General features: G+C 63.6%; 16 protein-coding genes. 10 read left to right on the top strand and 6 right to left on the bottom strand.

Annotation, left to right across the window (positions count from 1 at the left end; translation table 11 throughout):
• Nucleotides 1-5 precede the first annotated feature (5 nt).
• The 6 genes from UNPA324_RS07985 to UNPA324_RS07960 all read right to left on the bottom strand — a co-directional run bounded on the left by UNPA324_RS07985 (nucleotide 6) and on the right by UNPA324_RS07960 (nucleotide 6,173).
• Complete coding sequence (locus UNPA324_RS07985) at nucleotides 6-854, bottom strand: transketolase (RefSeq protein ID WP_141934316.1); 849 nt, start codon at nucleotides 852-854, stop codon at nucleotides 6-8.
• Complete coding sequence (locus UNPA324_RS07980) at nucleotides 829-1,866, bottom strand: aminoglycoside phosphotransferase family protein (RefSeq protein WP_181769328.1); 1,038 nt, start codon at nucleotides 1,864-1,866, stop codon at nucleotides 829-831. The genes UNPA324_RS07985 and UNPA324_RS07980 overlap by 26 nt, the downstream gene beginning before the upstream one ends.
• Complete coding sequence (locus UNPA324_RS07975) at nucleotides 1,863-2,474, bottom strand: HAD family hydrolase (protein WP_246667137.1); 612 nt, start codon at nucleotides 2,472-2,474, stop codon at nucleotides 1,863-1,865. The genes UNPA324_RS07980 and UNPA324_RS07975 overlap by 4 nt, the downstream gene beginning before the upstream one ends.
• A gap of 5 nt (nucleotides 2,475-2,479) precedes the next feature.
• Nucleotides 2,480-3,481: an NAD-dependent epimerase/dehydratase family protein gene (locus UNPA324_RS07970; protein ID WP_141934314.1), complete on the bottom strand. Its 1,002-nt coding sequence runs from the start codon at nucleotides 3,479-3,481 to the stop codon at nucleotides 2,480-2,482.
• A 27-nt stretch (nucleotides 3,482-3,508) separates the two neighbouring features.
• A complete protein-coding gene (locus UNPA324_RS07965; RefSeq protein WP_141934313.1) occupies nucleotides 3,509-5,074 on the bottom strand; it encodes a PfkB family carbohydrate kinase in 1,566 nt (521 codons plus the stop codon).
• A gap of 82 nt (nucleotides 5,075-5,156) precedes the next feature.
• Nucleotides 5,157-6,173 (bottom strand): SDR family oxidoreductase, encoded by a 1,017-nt coding sequence (locus UNPA324_RS07960; protein WP_141934312.1) that lies wholly within the window; start codon nucleotides 6,171-6,173, stop codon nucleotides 5,157-5,159.
• Between the two features lie 141 nt (nucleotides 6,174-6,314).
• Here UNPA324_RS07960 and UNPA324_RS07955 point away from each other — a divergent pair, with 141 nt between their 5' ends.
• From UNPA324_RS07955 to rplL, 10 genes are all read left to right on the top strand, one after another.
• Complete coding sequence (locus UNPA324_RS07955; protein ID WP_141934311.1) at nucleotides 6,315-6,926, top strand: SIS domain-containing protein; 612 nt, start codon at nucleotides 6,315-6,317, stop codon at nucleotides 6,924-6,926.
• A 12-nt stretch (nucleotides 6,927-6,938) separates the two neighbouring features.
• Nucleotides 6,939-7,958, top strand: a complete 1,020-nt coding sequence (locus tag UNPA324_RS07950) for a lysylphosphatidylglycerol synthase transmembrane domain-containing protein (protein WP_141934310.1) — start codon at nucleotides 6,939-6,941, stop codon at nucleotides 7,956-7,958.
• 85 nt (nucleotides 7,959-8,043) lie between these two features.
• The gene (locus tag UNPA324_RS07945; protein WP_141934308.1) at nucleotides 8,044-9,312 is read left to right on the top strand and encodes a class I SAM-dependent methyltransferase; all 1,269 of its coding nucleotides are present in this window, start codon (nucleotides 8,044-8,046) and stop codon (nucleotides 9,310-9,312) included.
• 367 nt (nucleotides 9,313-9,679) lie between these two features.
• A complete protein-coding gene (gene secE / locus UNPA324_RS07940) occupies nucleotides 9,680-9,871 on the top strand; it encodes a preprotein translocase subunit SecE (protein WP_128919604.1) in 192 nt (63 codons plus the stop codon).
• Nucleotides 9,871-10,425, top strand: a complete 555-nt coding sequence (gene nusG, locus UNPA324_RS07935) for a transcription termination/antitermination protein NusG (RefSeq protein WP_141934307.1) — start codon at nucleotides 9,871-9,873, stop codon at nucleotides 10,423-10,425. Before secE ends, nusG begins: the two co-directional genes overlap by 1 nt.
• Before the next feature lie 133 nt (nucleotides 10,426-10,558).
• Complete coding sequence (rplK, locus tag UNPA324_RS07930) at nucleotides 10,559-10,987, top strand: 50S ribosomal protein L11 (RefSeq protein ID WP_128919605.1); 429 nt, start codon at nucleotides 10,559-10,561, stop codon at nucleotides 10,985-10,987.
• A 6-nt stretch (nucleotides 10,988-10,993) separates the two neighbouring features.
• On the top strand, nucleotides 10,994-11,686 hold the full coding sequence (gene rplA / locus UNPA324_RS07925) for a 50S ribosomal protein L1 (protein ID WP_141934305.1): 693 nt from the start codon (nucleotides 10,994-10,996) through the stop codon (nucleotides 11,684-11,686).
• 104 nt (nucleotides 11,687-11,790) lie between these two features.
• Nucleotides 11,791-12,744: a 2-hydroxyacid dehydrogenase gene (locus tag UNPA324_RS07920; RefSeq protein WP_141934303.1), complete on the top strand. Its 954-nt coding sequence runs from the start codon at nucleotides 11,791-11,793 to the stop codon at nucleotides 12,742-12,744.
• 584 nt (nucleotides 12,745-13,328) lie between these two features.
• Nucleotides 13,329-13,847: a 50S ribosomal protein L10 gene (gene rplJ, locus UNPA324_RS07915; protein ID WP_128919608.1), complete on the top strand. Its 519-nt coding sequence runs from the start codon at nucleotides 13,329-13,331 to the stop codon at nucleotides 13,845-13,847.
• A 54-nt stretch (nucleotides 13,848-13,901) separates the two neighbouring features.
• Entirely contained in the window at nucleotides 13,902-14,279 is a 378-nt protein-coding gene (gene rplL, locus UNPA324_RS07910) for a 50S ribosomal protein L7/L12 (RefSeq protein ID WP_100177007.1), read from the top strand.
• Nucleotides 14,280-14,482 lie beyond the last annotated feature (203 nt).

Below are 14,482 nucleotides of genomic sequence, written 5' to 3'. Positions count from 1 at the left end.
GCCGATCAAAAATCGCCGACGGCGACGCGGATGGCGTCGAGCTCGCTGTCGGTCAGCTTGTTCTTGTGATGCCAATCGGCATTGGATTCCGCGGCCGGCAGACCCTTGCCCTTGACGGTATGGCAGATGATCGCGGTGGGCTTGCCCGGAACGGCTGGGACCTGCTTCAGGACGGTGCGCAGGGCGCCGACGTCGTGGCCGTTGAGCTCCTGCACGGCAAAGCCGAAGCTGCGCCATTTGTCCGCGAGCGGCTCCAGCGGCAGCACATAGTCGGTGGGCCCGTAGCTCTGAAGCTTGTTGTAGTCGATCAGCGCGACGAGGTTATCCAGCCCGTGCTTGGCCGCGCCCATCGCGGCCTCCCACACCGATCCCTCGTTGATCTCGCCGTCGCCCAGTAGGACAAAGGTCCGGTAGCTGCGCTCGCGCATGCGGGCGGCGAGCGCAAGGCCGACGCCGATCGACAGGCCGTGTCCGAGTGCGCCGGTCGAGGCCTCGACCCCCGGCACCATGCCGTATTCGGGATGTCCGCCCAAAATACTGTCGGAGCCGCAAAAGCCGTCCAGCTCCGACAGCGGAAAGAAGCCGCGATCGGCGAGCAGCGCGTAGAGCGCCAGGCAACCGTGTCCCTTGCTGAGGATGGCGCGGTCGCGATCGGGATCTTGCGGGTTGTTCGGATCGATCCGCAGCACGTCGTCGTAGAGCACGCGGACCATTTCGATCAGCGACAGGGCCGGACCGACATGGCCGCGTCCCGCCGAACGAACAGAACCGAGGACCAGGCGGCGCAAGTAAAGGCTACGCTCGTCCAGCGTGCAGGTGAGGGCGGCTTCAGCGTGGGGTGAGATCTGGATCACGTTGGCAAATCGTTTGATGGAGCCGGCGGGCTTTGTCGAGCTGGCCGGCAAGGCGGACCGTCAGATCGCCACCTTGCGCGGCCATGGCGCGCCGGGAGCGGCTTTCCGGCAAATAAGCATTCAGGACAATCAGGCACCAAATCGCCCCGAACACAGGATACAGTACGTCCCGGCGGATCGCAAACGCGTCATCCCTAGCCGCGAAAGCTTGCGTGAGGCGTTCGATCAAGCGATTCGCGCTGGCTTCCGGCAGATCGCTGCCCGGGTGAATCGCGGTGTCGGACACGAGTTTGACCGGATCGTCCCAGCCGAAATATTCGAAGTCGATGAAGCGCAGCCGGCCGTCCTCGCCGCGCAGCGCGTTGTGCAGTCCGAAGTCCGAGGGGCTCAATGCGCGATGTGAGGGCAAAAGGTCCGCAGCGGGATCCCGCCCCAGTTCCGCATAGCGCTGGCGGAGTCGTCGAATGGCGGCGGCAGTGCTGGGAACCAGGTTGCCGTCGATGAACGCGCGCAGATCCGGATAATCATTCGAGGCCCGCCGCAGTCCGTCGAGGCGCTGCTCGTACTGGGCGATGGCTTCCTCGGGCGAAAAGATGCTGGCTGAGGCGTTCCGCAAAGCCTGCGCACCTTCGGCGTCGCGCAGCTTCTGTAATTCGATCAGGAAATCGGCCAGCTGATCGGCGTCGTCCTCCTGGGGATGCAGGACCGCCGCCTCACCGTCGAACCATTGATACAGCGCGCAGAACGCATCGGCATCTTTTGCGATCGGCCGCGGCGTCGACGAGATGCCGTGGCGCGACAGAAACGTGAGCGCGTCGTATTCCTGTCCGAGGCGATCGCGCCCGTCGGACGGATAATGCTTGAGGGCGAGGGGCGGTCCTTTCGCCATCTCCAGCCGAAACACCCTGTTGTTGCCGCCGGACCGTGCCGGTTGAGCGGCCACGACCTGCGCCCCCGCCAGGCGGTTGCCGATCGAAATTGCATCCTGCGCGTTCAGGTCCGGCTCGCTCATGGCGCGAACACCCCGCGGCCTATATCCGCCCAGCTCGCGATCGGCTCGCAATGGTCGGGATGAGGCGGCCGCGACTGCGTGAACAGGATCGATCGCGTCGCCTTCGGGAAATGCGGCTGCTCGAAGACGTCGACGAGATCGTCAATGAAGATATCGAGCTTAAGACTCGCGAGCCGTTCGACCTTGGCCGCCAGCGTGTCCTCGAAATAGACGTTGCCCGCCGTCAGCGCCGCATCCGCGGCGTCGATGAGACCGGCGCCCCTCAACCAGCCGCGCGCGGCCTCGCGCAGATCGACGCGGTCGGGGTCCTGATGGCCGAACTGGGTCTTGTGGCTGACGATGTAGACGCTCGCGCCGGCCTTGCGGCAGCTTGCGAGGAACTCGCGGACTCCAGGATAGATCTCGGCGCCGCCGATGCCCTTGCCGTAGACGAAGCCCTGCAGCCCCTGCCAAGCCAGCTCGCCGCCGGCACGCGACCGCAACAGATTCCGTACCTCGGTCTTCAGCCCCACCCAGCCCTCCGGCACCAGGCCACGCTGACGCGCGACGGCGGCAAAGACCTTGTCGTAGCAGATGATCGTGTTGTCGAAATCGATGCCGATCCGCACGCCGCTCACTTCAGGCTGATGTTCTGCATCATCTTGATGTTGAAGTACCGGGGATCGCTCAGCGAGTTCGGCAGGCGGCCGGCCTTGAAGGCGTCCACGAGGCCGGACACGGCCTGCTCGATCGTGTGGGTCGGCGCAAATCCGAGCTCGCGGCGGATTTTCTCCGACGACACGTGGTAGGAGCGCAGATCGTCGGTCGGCTCGACGGCCACGTCGACGTTGTCTCCAACCACCGATTTGACGATGTCGGCGATCTTCATCAGCGAGTGGTTTTCGTAGCCGATGTTGTAGGTCTTGCCGTCGATCTTCGCGTCATCCTGCTGCAGCAGGAACAGATAGGCCGCGGACATGTCCTGGATGTGCAGATTGGGCCGCTTCTGGGTTCCGCCGAACACGCGGATGCGGCCGGTGTTGACCGCGAGGTTGGTCAGGATGTTGACGACGACGTCGAGCCGCTGCCGCGGAGCGTAGCCGCAGACGGTCGCGGGACGAACCGTGCAGGTGACAAAGCCGGACGCCGCCTCGTCGGCGAGGTCGGTCTCGCACATCGCCTTGAACTTCGAATAGTCCGTGAGCGGCTCGCAGGCCAGTTCCTCGGTCACCTCGGCCTCGTCCTTGATGCCGTAGACGCTCGACGAGGAGGCGTAGATGAAGCGCTTGACGCCGGCCTTCTTGGCGGCGCGCACCATCGGCCGGAAGCAGTCGTAGTTGATGGACTTGCCGAGCGTAGGATCCAGCTCGAACGAGGGGTCGTTGGAGATGCAGGCGAGGTGGATCACCGCGTTGTTGCCGCGCAGCGCCTCGTTGATCGCGGCCTCATCGCGGATGTCGCCCTTGATCAGGCGCAGGTTCGGGTTGTCGCGAACGGCGTTGAAGACGTCGTCGCCGTACATGAAGAGGTCGAGCACCGTGACCTTGTGGCCGGCGGCGAGCAACTGGGGAACCAGCACGCTGCCGACATAGCCGGCGCCACCGGTGACCATCACGTTCCATTTCCGATCAATCACTGTCGTTCTCCAGATTTTCCGTTCGCGTCACTTCAACAACGCGGTGACGAACTTGACCAGCGGTGCCTTTTCGACCGAGCTGCGGTGACCGACGATGCCGACCTTGATCGCGCCCGCCGCATTGCCGATGAAGGCGACGTCCTCGATATTGCCGCCGGCCGCCACCAGCGGCGCCGTAATCGTCAGGAAGGCGTCGCCGGCGCCGACCGTGTCGACCACGGTCTTGGTGAAAGCGGGCACGCGCGCGACGCCGGTCTTCGACGAGAAGGGGTAGCAGCCGAAGGAGCCGTGCGTGATGATCATGTTGGCGCAATCGATCTTGCGGTGCAGGCCGTCCTCGATCACCGATGCGATGTCGTTGAACTTGTCGGTGGCGGCCAGCCGCGCTTCCGGCGCGTCGATGCAGACGTAGTCGGCCCGCGGATACTTCGTGATCAGATTGTAGCCGTGGTTGCCGCTGTTGCTCTGGGCGTTGACCGCCAGGAACTTGGAGTTCGCAATCAACGCGTCGATCGTGCTGGACGCGATCATGCCATGACCGAAATCGGTGACGATGACCACGTCCGCGCCGCGCACGCGCTCGGCCGTGACGCGGTCGATCTCCTTGCGCGTGGTCTCCTCGAGCGGCGTGTCGTCCATCGTATAGACTTCGAACAGCTTGTGTAGATAGCCCATCTCGACGTACCGCAACTTGCGGGTCGTCGGACGGCCCTGAATGCGGATCGGCGTCAGCGTGACATTCGGGCGGACATGCGCGCGAATGAACTCTTCAGGGTAGTCGTTGCCACCCAGCGTCGTGACGATCTCGACCGACTTGCAGAAGCTCGCGACGTGATTGGCGGCGGCAATGACGCCGCCGGCAAATTGCTCGCCATTCTTGAACTGGGTGGCGACGATGTTCTCCTTCGAAGCCTTCCCGAGCGCCGTGACGTACTGGTATTCGTCGATGATGGTATCGCCGACCAGCACGACGTGCATGTCCTGGATCTTGTCGATCAGCTTCAGCAGCCGTTCGGCGCCGCCGCTTTCGCGCACCTTCTGGAGGTAGTCGCGCAAGGGGGGATCGTAGATGTCGAAGTAGCGGTTCAGCAGCGACGACGAGCTGAAGGTCACGTCGCGCGTGAAGACGATTCGCCCGCCATGACGTTCGACGGCCTCGCGCTCGATGGCGATCTTGCCGGTAACGTCGTCCTCGGGATTCTCGTAGTCCGAGCCCTTCACGTAGATGTCGGGACGCACGGTATCGAGCACCGGCTCGGCACTGGAGGTCTGGTTGATGCCGACCCAGTCGACCGTGCCGAGCGCGGCCAGCATCTCGGCACGCATGTTCTCCGGGAAGATCGGCCGTCCCGGGCCCTTGTTGACGAAACGGTCGGCGGTGATGGTCACGATGACCACGTCGGCCTCGTTGCGCGCCGCCAGGATGTGCCGGACGTGGCCGAGATGCACCAGATCGAACACGCCGTGGCAGAGCGCGACGGTCAGGCCCTTGGCCTGCGCGGCGCGCGCGACCTCGCCGAGCTCCTCGATGGTCTTGATCTTATCGTGCGGTGCCGGATGAACGGCCGGCTTGTCTGTCTGAGCATTAGCCATGTGAATTACCCAAAGCGCCGGTAGGTCTCAGATGGCCGCCCGGAAATGATCGAATCGCGGCAACGATATCCCGCGAACCTGTTCAAGAGCTTGCCTTCTGCGGCGAGCCGTTGTCGTCACCGAGATATTTGAACCAGTCCTTGGTGGCGTCGGCGATCTTGTCGACCGTCCACAGCGGCGCGTCCTTGTACTGATCCATCGATTTCAGCATCGTCGCAACGCCGTCCTCGAATTTCACCTTCGGTGCCCAGTTCAGGACCCGTTTGATCTTGGTAATGTCGGCGTAGGTGCAATCGGGCTCGCCCGGACGTTTTGGAATGTGGACCTTGTCGCCGCCGAGAAGCTCGACCAGCCGGTTGACGCTGTAAGTGTTGTCCGAGCCGACGTTGAATATCTCGTGCGAGATATCGGAGCGCGCGGCGGTCACGAAGGCGTCTGCTACGTCGCTGACGAAAGTGAAGTCGCGCGTCTGCTCGCCGTCGCCGACCACCGTGAAGGGCTTGCCGGCGAGCTTCTGCGCCATGAACACGCCGAACACGGCGCCGTAGGTGCCGGTGGTGCGATGGCGCGGCCCGTAGACGTTGAACAGGCGCAGCGCGACCGCGGGCAGCTTGTAGACCTGGCACCAGTGCATGACGCACTGCTCGCCGAGATTCTTGGTAAGGGCGTAGGGATACATCGGCCGGATCTCGGCGCTCTCCGGCGTCGGGTAGACGTCGGGAATGCCGTAGCAGGACGACGACGCGGCATATACGAAGCGGCGGACGCCCGCGTGCCGTGCCGCCTCGAGGACGTTGACCGTGCCGTCGACATTGGCGCGATGATACGGGATCGGGGACTCGATCGAGGGAACGATGTCGGCCAGTGCCGCGAGATGGAAGACCCAGTCGATACCGTGGAAATACGGTCTGATCGATTCGAGGTCGGTAACGTCCGCCCGCACGACCTTCAACTGGCTCGAATTGACGCGCGAGGCCAGATTTTCCGGGCGGCCGATGACAAAATTGTCGAGCGCGACCACCTCGTGGCCATCGTCGAGGAGGCGATCGACGAGGTGACTTCCGATGAAACCTGCGCCACCAGTGACAATGCATTTCATGGGGAACATCCGTGACGCGAATGCCCAGCGAAGCAGGCCGGCCAATGTTGAGTGAAACCCGAACGCCGACTATCAGCCGCTCGCCCACTTTGCAAGCATTATGCCTTTGCAATCCCTGGTGATAGCCGGTATCAGGGCGTCATGTTCCAGCCGAGCCGCCAGACCATGCCTGTCGAGTCCGTCGATCCCGATCACAAGGCTTTCCTCGACGATTATGTGGGACGCCTGCATCGCGCGACGGCTGTCGACGACGGCGTTTTTGCCAGGATCTCCGCCACCCGCGCCATCTGGTTGCGGACGCGCGAGCAGGGCGGCCGCGTCATCTTCATCGGCAACGGCGGTTCGGCCGGCATCGCCTCGCATCTGGCGATCGATCTTTCGAAGAACGCAGCGGTGCCTGCACTCTGCTTCAGTGACGCGAGCATGATATCGTGCCTCGCCAACGATTACGGCTTCGAGGATTGGATCGCGCACGCTGTGCGATTGAACGGGCGTGCCGGCGACTGCCTCGTCGCGATCAGCTCGTCGGGGCGCTCGAAGAACATCCTCAATGCGGTTGCGCAGGCGCGGACGATGAAGCTCGACGTGATCACGCTGTCGGGGATGAATGCGGACAATCCGCTGCGCAATCTCGGCGACGTCAATTTCTTTGTCGACAGCCGCAGCTACAACATTGTCGAGACGACGCACCAGTTCTGGATGATGGCCGCGATCGACCTTGTCATAGGTCGCGCGGAATATCCGGCATCCTGAGGCGGGCACCCGATGCAGTCGCGGTTCAAGCAGGCGGCCCTGTTTTCGGTAAAGCTGCTGCTGTCGATCGCCGTGCTGGCCTACATCGCGCGCGGTCTCGACCTGCAGCAGTTGCGCCGCCATCTCGTCTCGGTCGATCCTCTCCTGTTCGTCCTCGCGCTGACGCTGATCTTCTTCCAGACCTTCGTGCTCAACGGCCGGTGGGAGCTGATCATGCGTGCGCTCGGCGTCTCGCTGGACTGGCTCGCGGGCTGGCGCATTCTCATGATCAGCCTCTGGTTCAATCAGGTGTTGCCGTCGTCGGTCGGCGGGGACGCTGTGCGGATCTGGCTGCTGCGCCAACGTGGCGTGCAGTGGTCAGGGGCGGTCAAGGGCGTCGCGGCTGATCGTTTCACCGCCTTGATCGGGCTGATCGTGCTGATGGTGGCCGGATTGCCGTTCCTCACGTCACGCGTGTCCAATCAGGCTGCGATTCTGGCCATTGGCGGGCTGACGCTGGCGGGCGTCGCCGGCACCGCGGTTCTGTTGACGCTCGACCGTCTGCCGCGGCGCCTCGTTGCGCATCCGGCGATCGCAAGCTTCGTCCGGTTCGGAACGCTGGTCAGGTTTCTTCTCCTGCAGTCCGAGGCTCGCGCTTTGCTGTTCGGATCGGCGCTCCTCATCCATCTCGTGACCGCGGCGGCCTGCTACGCCTTGGCGCGCGGTGTCGGCGCGCAGCTCTCGGTGACGGACGCGGGCGTCCTGATTCCGCCGGTGGTGCTGTTGACGGCGGTCCCGATCTCCATCAGCGGCTGGGGCGTTCGTGAGGGGGCGATGGTCGCCTGCCTCGGTCTGGCGGGTGTCCCTTCCGAGCAAGCGCTGTCGGTTTCGCTGCTGCTGGGCGCCATCAGCGTGATCATCGGGCTTGTCGGAGGTGCGATCTGGCTGGCAAGTCCGGAGCGCGGATCGTATTCCGCGGACAACGCCGCCAAGGCGGCAGAGGAAGCCCCCAGCTACGACGGGCTGGGCAAGGAAGTCTCGAGCCAACCATGACCCGCTTGAGCCCGTTGCTGCCGGTCTGGTTTTCACGGGGTGGGGTTGCCTCACCCGATCGCCTATCTCATTTTTCGGTTCCACGATGAAAAATCTGTTCTACGTCCGCCAAACCTGCCGCCTCTGTCATTCGGACAAGCAAGAGCTGGTCGTCCCGATGGCAGGCATGCCCATCGGCACGCCGAACTTCCAGGTCCCCGACGCCAGCGTCGACGATCCGGTGTTCCGCGCCGCGGTGCCGATGGCGCTGCATCTGTGCAGGGATTGCGGCCATCTCCAGATTCTCCATGTCGGCAATCCGGAGATCCAGTACCGCAACTACGTCTACACCACCTCGCTCTCGCTCGGCCTGCGCGAGCATTTCGCGGGCTATGCCAACGACGTCGTCAGCCGCTTCGCCATCGCGCCGGGCTCGCTGGTCGTCGAGCTCGGCAGCAACGACGGATCGCTGCTCGGCTTCTTCAAGGAGCGCGGGATGCGGGTGCTGGGCGTCGATCCCGCTGTCGAGATCGCGCGGCGCGCGACGGAGGCGGGAATCGAGACCATCGGCGATTTCTTCACCGATGCCATCGGTCGCCGCATCCTGCAGAGCCATGGTGCGGCGAGCGTGGTGATCGCCAACAACATGATCGCCAATGTCGACAATCTCGATCCCTTGGTGATCGGCGTTCGCGACGTGCTCGCGCCGGACGGATTGTTCGTCTTCGAAACGCAATACGGCGTCGACGTCACCGAGAAGAACCTGCTCGACACCGTCTATCACGAGCATCTGTCGTATTTTAACATCAAGCCGCTGATCCGTTTCTTCGCCCGGCTCGGCATGGAGCTGATCGACGTCCAGCACATCTGGACCAAGGGCGGCTCGATCCGCGTGACCGTGCAGCGCGCCGGTGGCGCCAAGAAACCGTCGGCGGAGGTCGCGCGCTTCGTTGCCGAGGAAGAACGGCTCGGCGTCGATCAGCCCGCCTATTATGCGCCCTACGTGAAGCGGATCGCCGCCATCCGCGACGAGCTGGTCGCGATGGCCGACGCCGCCCATGCGCGGGGTCAGCTCGTCGCCGGCTACGGCGTCTCGGTCGGCACCACGACCCTGCTGCCGCAGTTCGGCCTCGAGAACAAGATCGACTTCCTGGTGGACGACGACCCCAAGAAGGGGAACGTGATGGCCGGCCCCGGCTATGACATCCCGATCCTGCCGCCTGCCGCCCTTTACGAGCGCAAGCCGGCGTTCGTGGTCGTCTTCGCCTGGCGCTACGTCGACCCGATCCGGGCCAAGCACGCCCGCTATTTCGCCGAAGGCGGAAAGTTCGTGGTGCCGCTGCCGGGTGTTTCGATGGTCGACCGGGCCGACTGATCGCGGCGGCCGAAGCGGCAGAGCACCCCGATGGGGCGCTCTGAAGGCGGCGGTTGGGAGCAGCGGTCACGCCGTGCCAGGGTGGGGCAGATAAGCCTTTGATCCGCCTTGGCTCTGCTCTCCCGCCCGGGGAGGTCGGCTGGCCTGGGCGCGCCCTCTATATCTTGACCTTTGGTCCTATCCGCAGTAGATAGCCCGCACTCGCAGCCGGCCCGTTAGACGCGGATCTCCGGCGCGGCTTTGAAATCCCCGAACAATCGAGCCCGGTTTCCGGCTCATCCTTCGAGACAGAGGGCTGGGCCAACGGCGGCTGTTCGGATCCCTGAAATTCATTCGCGTCTTTCGACGGACGTTGGACATTAAAACGATGGCAGTCAGCCCGTTCAAGTTCTTGCAGGAAGTGCGCTCGGAGACCGCCAAGGTCACCTGGCCGACCCGCCGCGAGACCACGATCACCACCATCATGGTGTTCGTCATGGTCGCCGTGGCCTCGATCTTCTTCTTCGCCGCCGACCAGTTCATCCGTTACCTCGTCACCTTCCTTCTGGGCATTCACTGATGGCAACAGCAACCGCTCAACTGTCCGACAAGCGCTGGTACATCGTCCACGCCTATTCGAACTTCGAGAAGAAGGTCGCCGAATCGATCCGCGAACAGGCCAAGCAGCGCGGGCTCGAGGAGCTGTTCGAGCTGGTGCTGGTGCCGACCGAGAAGGTCACGGAAGTGCGCCGCGGCCGCAAGATCGACGCCGAGCGCAAGTTCTTCCCCGGCTACGTGCTGGTGAAGATGAAGCTGACCGACGAAGCGTTTCATCTGATCAAGAACACGCCGAAGGTCACGGGCTTCCTCGGCGCTGAAAACAAGCCGATGCCGATCTCGGAGGCCGAAGCCTTGCGCATCCTGCACCAGGTGCAGGAGGGCGTGGAACGGCCGAAGGCGTCGGTGTCGTTCGAGATCGGCGAGAACGTGCGCGTGGCCGATGGCCCGTTCGCCTCGTTCTCGGGCGTCGTCGAGGAAATCGACGAGGCGCGCTCGCGCGTGAAGGTCGCGGTGTCGATCTTCGGTCGCGCCACGCCGGTCGAACTGGAATTCGGTCAGGTCGAGAAGGTCTGATCGGGTAATGCGTGAGACTTCGGTCTTGCGCAACGAGAGGCCGTGGGAGGACGAGGGCGGTTGCCAGCCGCCCGTTGATCCCGACCACGAACCTGAAACCGCCGGCGACATGCCGGCACAACAGGAGTGATACATGGCAAAGAAAGTGACCGGATACCTGAAGCTTCAGGTCCCGGCCGGTGCGGCGAATCCTTCGCCCCCGATCGGTCCCGCGCTCGGTCAGCGCGGTCTCAACATCATGGAGTTCTGCAAGGCGTTCAACGCCCAGACCCAGAAGGAAGAGAAGAACACCCCGATTCCCGTGGTGATCACGATCTACGCCGATCGTTCGTTCACCTTCGAGATGAAGACGCCCCCGATGTCGTTCTTCCTCAAGCAGGCTGCCAAGATCCAGTCCGGCTCGAAGGCGCCGGGCCGTGACAAGGCCGGCAAGGTGACCCGCGCGCAGGTGCGCGAGATCGCCGAGAAGAAGATGAAGGATCTCAATTGCGATTCCATCGAATCGGCCATGAAGATGGTCGAGGGCTCCGCCCGTTCGATGGGCCTGGAAGTTGCGGGGTAAGCGGTCATGGCAATCGGAAAGCGTTTGAACAAAGCCCGCGAAGGCGTTGACCGCGAGAAGCTTTATCCGCTCGCGGACGCCATCAAGATGGTCAAGGAGCGCGCGAAAGCGAAGTTCGACGAGACCATCGAGATCGCAATCAACCTCGGCGTCGATCCGCGTCACGCCGACCAGATGGTCCGCGGCGTCGTGACCCTGCCGAACGGCACCGGCCGTACGCTCCGCGTCGGCGTGTTCGCCCGCGGCGCCAAGGCCGATGAGGCCAGGGCTGCGGGTGCCGACGTCGTCGGCGCCGAAGACCTGGTCGAGAAGGTGCAGAACGGCTCGATCGATTTCGACCGCTGCATCGCCACCCCCGACATGATGCCGCTGGTCGGCCGTCTCGGTAAGGTGCTCGGCCCGCGCGGCCTGATGCCGAATCCGAAGATCGGCACCGTGACCATGGACGTCACCGGCGCGGTGAAGGGTGCCAAGGGCGGCTCGGTCGAGTTCCGCGTCGAGAAGGCCGGCATCCTGCAGGCTGGCGTCGGCAAGGCCTCGTTCTCCGAGGAAAAGCTGGTCGAGAACATCAAGGCCCTGGCTGACGCCGTCTCCAAGGCCAAGCCCGCCGGCTCCAAGGGCACCTACATCCAGCGCGTTGCGGTGTCCTCGACGATGGGCCCCGGCGTGAAGGTCGAGCCGGGCACCATTCTCGGCTAAGACTTCGAAGTGACGTGAGGCGAGGGGCGGAATTGGGCAACCGATTCCGCCCCTCGTCGTTTGTGGCGGCGCTCGTCGGAAACAAGAACCGGGAAACAAGAACAATGCCTGACAAGGTCCTGATCTATTCGCGCTTTCCCAAGACGATGATGGCGCGCTTCGCCGAGCGCTTCGAGCTGCTCGATACCGGCGGCAAGCCCGCGCGAGACGTGTTTCCGGCCGAGGAGCTCGGCGGCATCCGCGCGCTGCTGACCGCGGGCGGCACACCGCTCGGTGCGGAGGCGATGGACATGTTTCCCAAGCTCGGTGCGATCGTCTGCTACGGCACCGGTTATGACGGCGTCGACCTGACCGCGGCCGCCAGCCGCAACATTGCGGTCGGCCACAGTCCCGGCGCCAATGCGGCTTCGGTCGCCGACATCGCGATGACCCTGATGCTGGCGACGACGCGGCGGATCCTGGTCGCCGACCAATATGTCCGCAGTGGCGATTGGGCCGCCTCGAAGCCGTCGCCGATGATGCGTCCGCAAGCCGGCATGCCCGGCCGCCGCATCGGCGTCTACGGCATGGGCGAGATCGGCCGCAAGATCGCCGCGCGCTGCGCCGCTTTCGAGAGCGAGATCGGCTATTTCAGCCGCAGCAAGTATGATTTGCCCTATCAATATTTCCCGTCGCTGGAGGCGCTCACGGAGTGGTGCAGCGTGCTGATGATCGCGGTCCGGGCAGGCGCCGAGACCCAGCACGTCGTCAACGCCGACATCCTGAAGCGCCTCGGCGCGGACGGCTATGTCGTCAACATCGCCCGCGGCTCTGTCATCGACCAGAAGGCCCTGGTCGCGGCGCTCGCCGACAAGACCATCGCCGGCGCCGGCCTCGACGTCTTCGAGAAGGAACCGCACGCGCCAGATGCATTGACCGCGCTGCCGAACGTGGTGTTCGCCCCGCATATCGGCGGCCATACCCTCGAATCACACGTTGCCATGCAGAACTGCGTGCTGGCGAACCTGACCGCGTTCTTCGAGGGGAAGCCGCTGCCTTATGGGGTGAAATCGGCTTGAATCGGTCCATATCGGCCCCGGTCAAGCCCATCCGGCAACGGATTGGAACTGGTGTGAATTTTGCTCTTGGCAAGCGGGCCCCGAGCGGTTAAAGAACCGCCTCCGAACGTGCCGGCTTCGGCTGGCGCGTTCGTGCACGCATTCCGAAAACCTGACACGACAGGAGATCATTCCTTTTCAGGACGTCCGTGAGGATTTGCCCGAAAAGGAAGGAAAACCCGTCGGTTGGAGGAATGTGGGCAGAGGTCGGGCGGTTCGCCGGCTGACCTTGTCCTGTCCAAGACTGCAGGCGCCCGCGGGGAATTTCGATTTCTCAACGGCTTAATCGCATGGCCTGCATAGACGGGTGAAGACCGGATTTCACTTCGCATACAGCTTTAAGGGCTGATCTGCGAAACGGGTCTGGTTCGGACCTCGACACGCCGTGGGCGCCTTCAGGTGCTCCCGGAGGGCAGGCTTTGAATTGTCGTCTTGCCCGGCGTGTCCTTAGGGTTTTGGCCCGGAGGTTCAGGTTTGGGCGGGACGATGGGTGCAACCCGGCGGTCCCGCTTTTCGCGATGGCCGCCAACCGGAGAGAGCTTGCTGTGGAACGAGCGGCAAAAAAAGAGGCGGTCGAACAGCTCAATGAGGTCTTCAAGACCACGAGCGTCGCGGTCGTTGCTCAATATTCCGGCCTGACCGTTGCCCAGATGCAGAAGCTGCGCATGCAGATGAAGCAGGCTGGTGCCGCGGTGAAGGTCTCGAAGAACCGTCTCGCCAAAATTGCTCTTGAAGGCACTGACGTCGTTGCCATCGGCCCCATGCTGAAGGGACCGACCGTGATCGCCACTTCGAACGATCCGGTAGCGGCGCCAAAGGTCGCCGTCGAATTCGCCAAGGCGAACGAAAAGTTCGTCATCATTGGCGGCTCGATGGGAAAGACCGTCCTGAATGTCGACAGCGTGAAGGCGCTTGCCTCACTGCCGTCGCTTGATGAGCTGCGCGCCAAGATCGTCGGCCTGCTTGTGGCCCCGGCGACCAAGATCGCTCAGCTCGCCAATGCGCCCGCGGGCAAGCTCGCGCGCGTCATCCAGGCTCATGCCTCAAAGGGCGAAGCGGCCTGACGCCCTTCGCAAAACTCAAACCCGAACCAGACTTACACGTAAGGAAACTGAACAATGGCTGACTTGCAGAAGATCGTTGACGACCTCTCGAGCCTCACCGTGCTCGAAGCTGCTGAACTGGCGAAGCTTCTCGAAGAGAAGTGGGGCGTTTCGGCTGCCGCGGCCGTCGCCGTGGCCGGCCCGGCTGGCGGTGGCGCTGCTGCCGCTCCGGCGGAAGAGAAGACCGAGTTCACGGTCGTTCTCGCCAGCGCCGGCGACAAGAAGATCGAGGTCATCAAGGAAGTCCGCGCCATCACCGGTCTCGGCCTGAAGGAAGCAAAGGACCTCGTCGAGGGTGCTCCGAAGCCGCTGAAGGAAGGCGTGAACAAGGAAGAAGCCGACAAGATCAAGGCCCAGCTCGAGAAGGCTGGCGCGAAGGTCGAGCTGAAGTAACGCAAGTTACTTCAGCGAAATCCCGGGCTCGCGCAGCGAGACCCGGGATCTCGTCCCAAGATCGTGGATGGCCGGGTCAAGCCCGGCCATGACGATCGGAAAGACTGGGGCCTAATGCAAAAGGCGTGCGACGGAACGTCCCGACGCGGGCTGAACACGAAAAAGTGTGGGGATTTGAGGGTCTACCCCTCGAATCTCCACTA

The sequence above is a fragment of the Bradyrhizobium sp. UNPA324 genome (assembly GCF_006658635.1).
Taxonomy (GTDB): Bacteria; Pseudomonadota; Alphaproteobacteria; order Rhizobiales; family Xanthobacteraceae; genus Bradyrhizobium; species Bradyrhizobium nanningense.
This window is presented reverse-complemented; position numbering and strand designations above follow the sequence as displayed.

What these genes read in the sequence shown, in the direction of transcription:
- UNPA324_RS07950 (WP_141934310.1), top strand. Translation starts at nt 6,939, where the DNA reads ATGCAGTCGCGGTTCAAGCAGGCGGCCCTGTTTTCGGTAAAGCTGCTG.
- nusG (WP_141934307.1), top strand. Translation starts at nt 9,871, where the DNA reads ATGGCAACAGCAACCGCTCAACTGTCCGACAAGCGCTGGTACATCGTC.
- rplK (WP_128919605.1), top strand. Translation starts at nt 10,559, where the DNA reads ATGGCAAAGAAAGTGACCGGATACCTGAAGCTTCAGGTCCCGGCCGGT.
- UNPA324_RS07920 (WP_141934303.1), top strand. Translation starts at nt 11,791, where the DNA reads ATGCCTGACAAGGTCCTGATCTATTCGCGCTTTCCCAAGACGATGATG.
- UNPA324_RS07955 (WP_141934311.1), top strand. Translation starts at nt 6,315, where the DNA reads ATGTTCCAGCCGAGCCGCCAGACCATGCCTGTCGAGTCCGTCGATCCC.
- secE (WP_128919604.1), top strand. Translation starts at nt 9,680, where the DNA reads ATGGCAGTCAGCCCGTTCAAGTTCTTGCAGGAAGTGCGCTCGGAGACC.
- rplL (WP_100177007.1), top strand. Translation starts at nt 13,902, where the DNA reads ATGGCTGACTTGCAGAAGATCGTTGACGACCTCTCGAGCCTCACCGTG.
- UNPA324_RS07960 (WP_141934312.1), bottom strand. Translation starts at nt 6,173, where the DNA reads ATGAAATGCATTGTCACTGGTGGCGCAGGTTTCATCGGAAGTCACCTC.
- UNPA324_RS07945 (WP_141934308.1), top strand. Translation starts at nt 8,044, where the DNA reads ATGAAAAATCTGTTCTACGTCCGCCAAACCTGCCGCCTCTGTCATTCG.
- UNPA324_RS07965 (WP_141934313.1), bottom strand. Translation starts at nt 5,074, where the DNA reads ATGGCTAATGCTCAGACAGACAAGCCGGCCGTTCATCCGGCACCGCAC.
- rplA (WP_141934305.1), top strand. Translation starts at nt 10,994, where the DNA reads ATGGCAATCGGAAAGCGTTTGAACAAAGCCCGCGAAGGCGTTGACCGC.
- UNPA324_RS07980 (WP_181769328.1), bottom strand. Translation starts at nt 1,866, where the DNA reads ATGAGCGAGCCGGACCTGAACGCGCAGGATGCAATTTCGATCGGCAAC.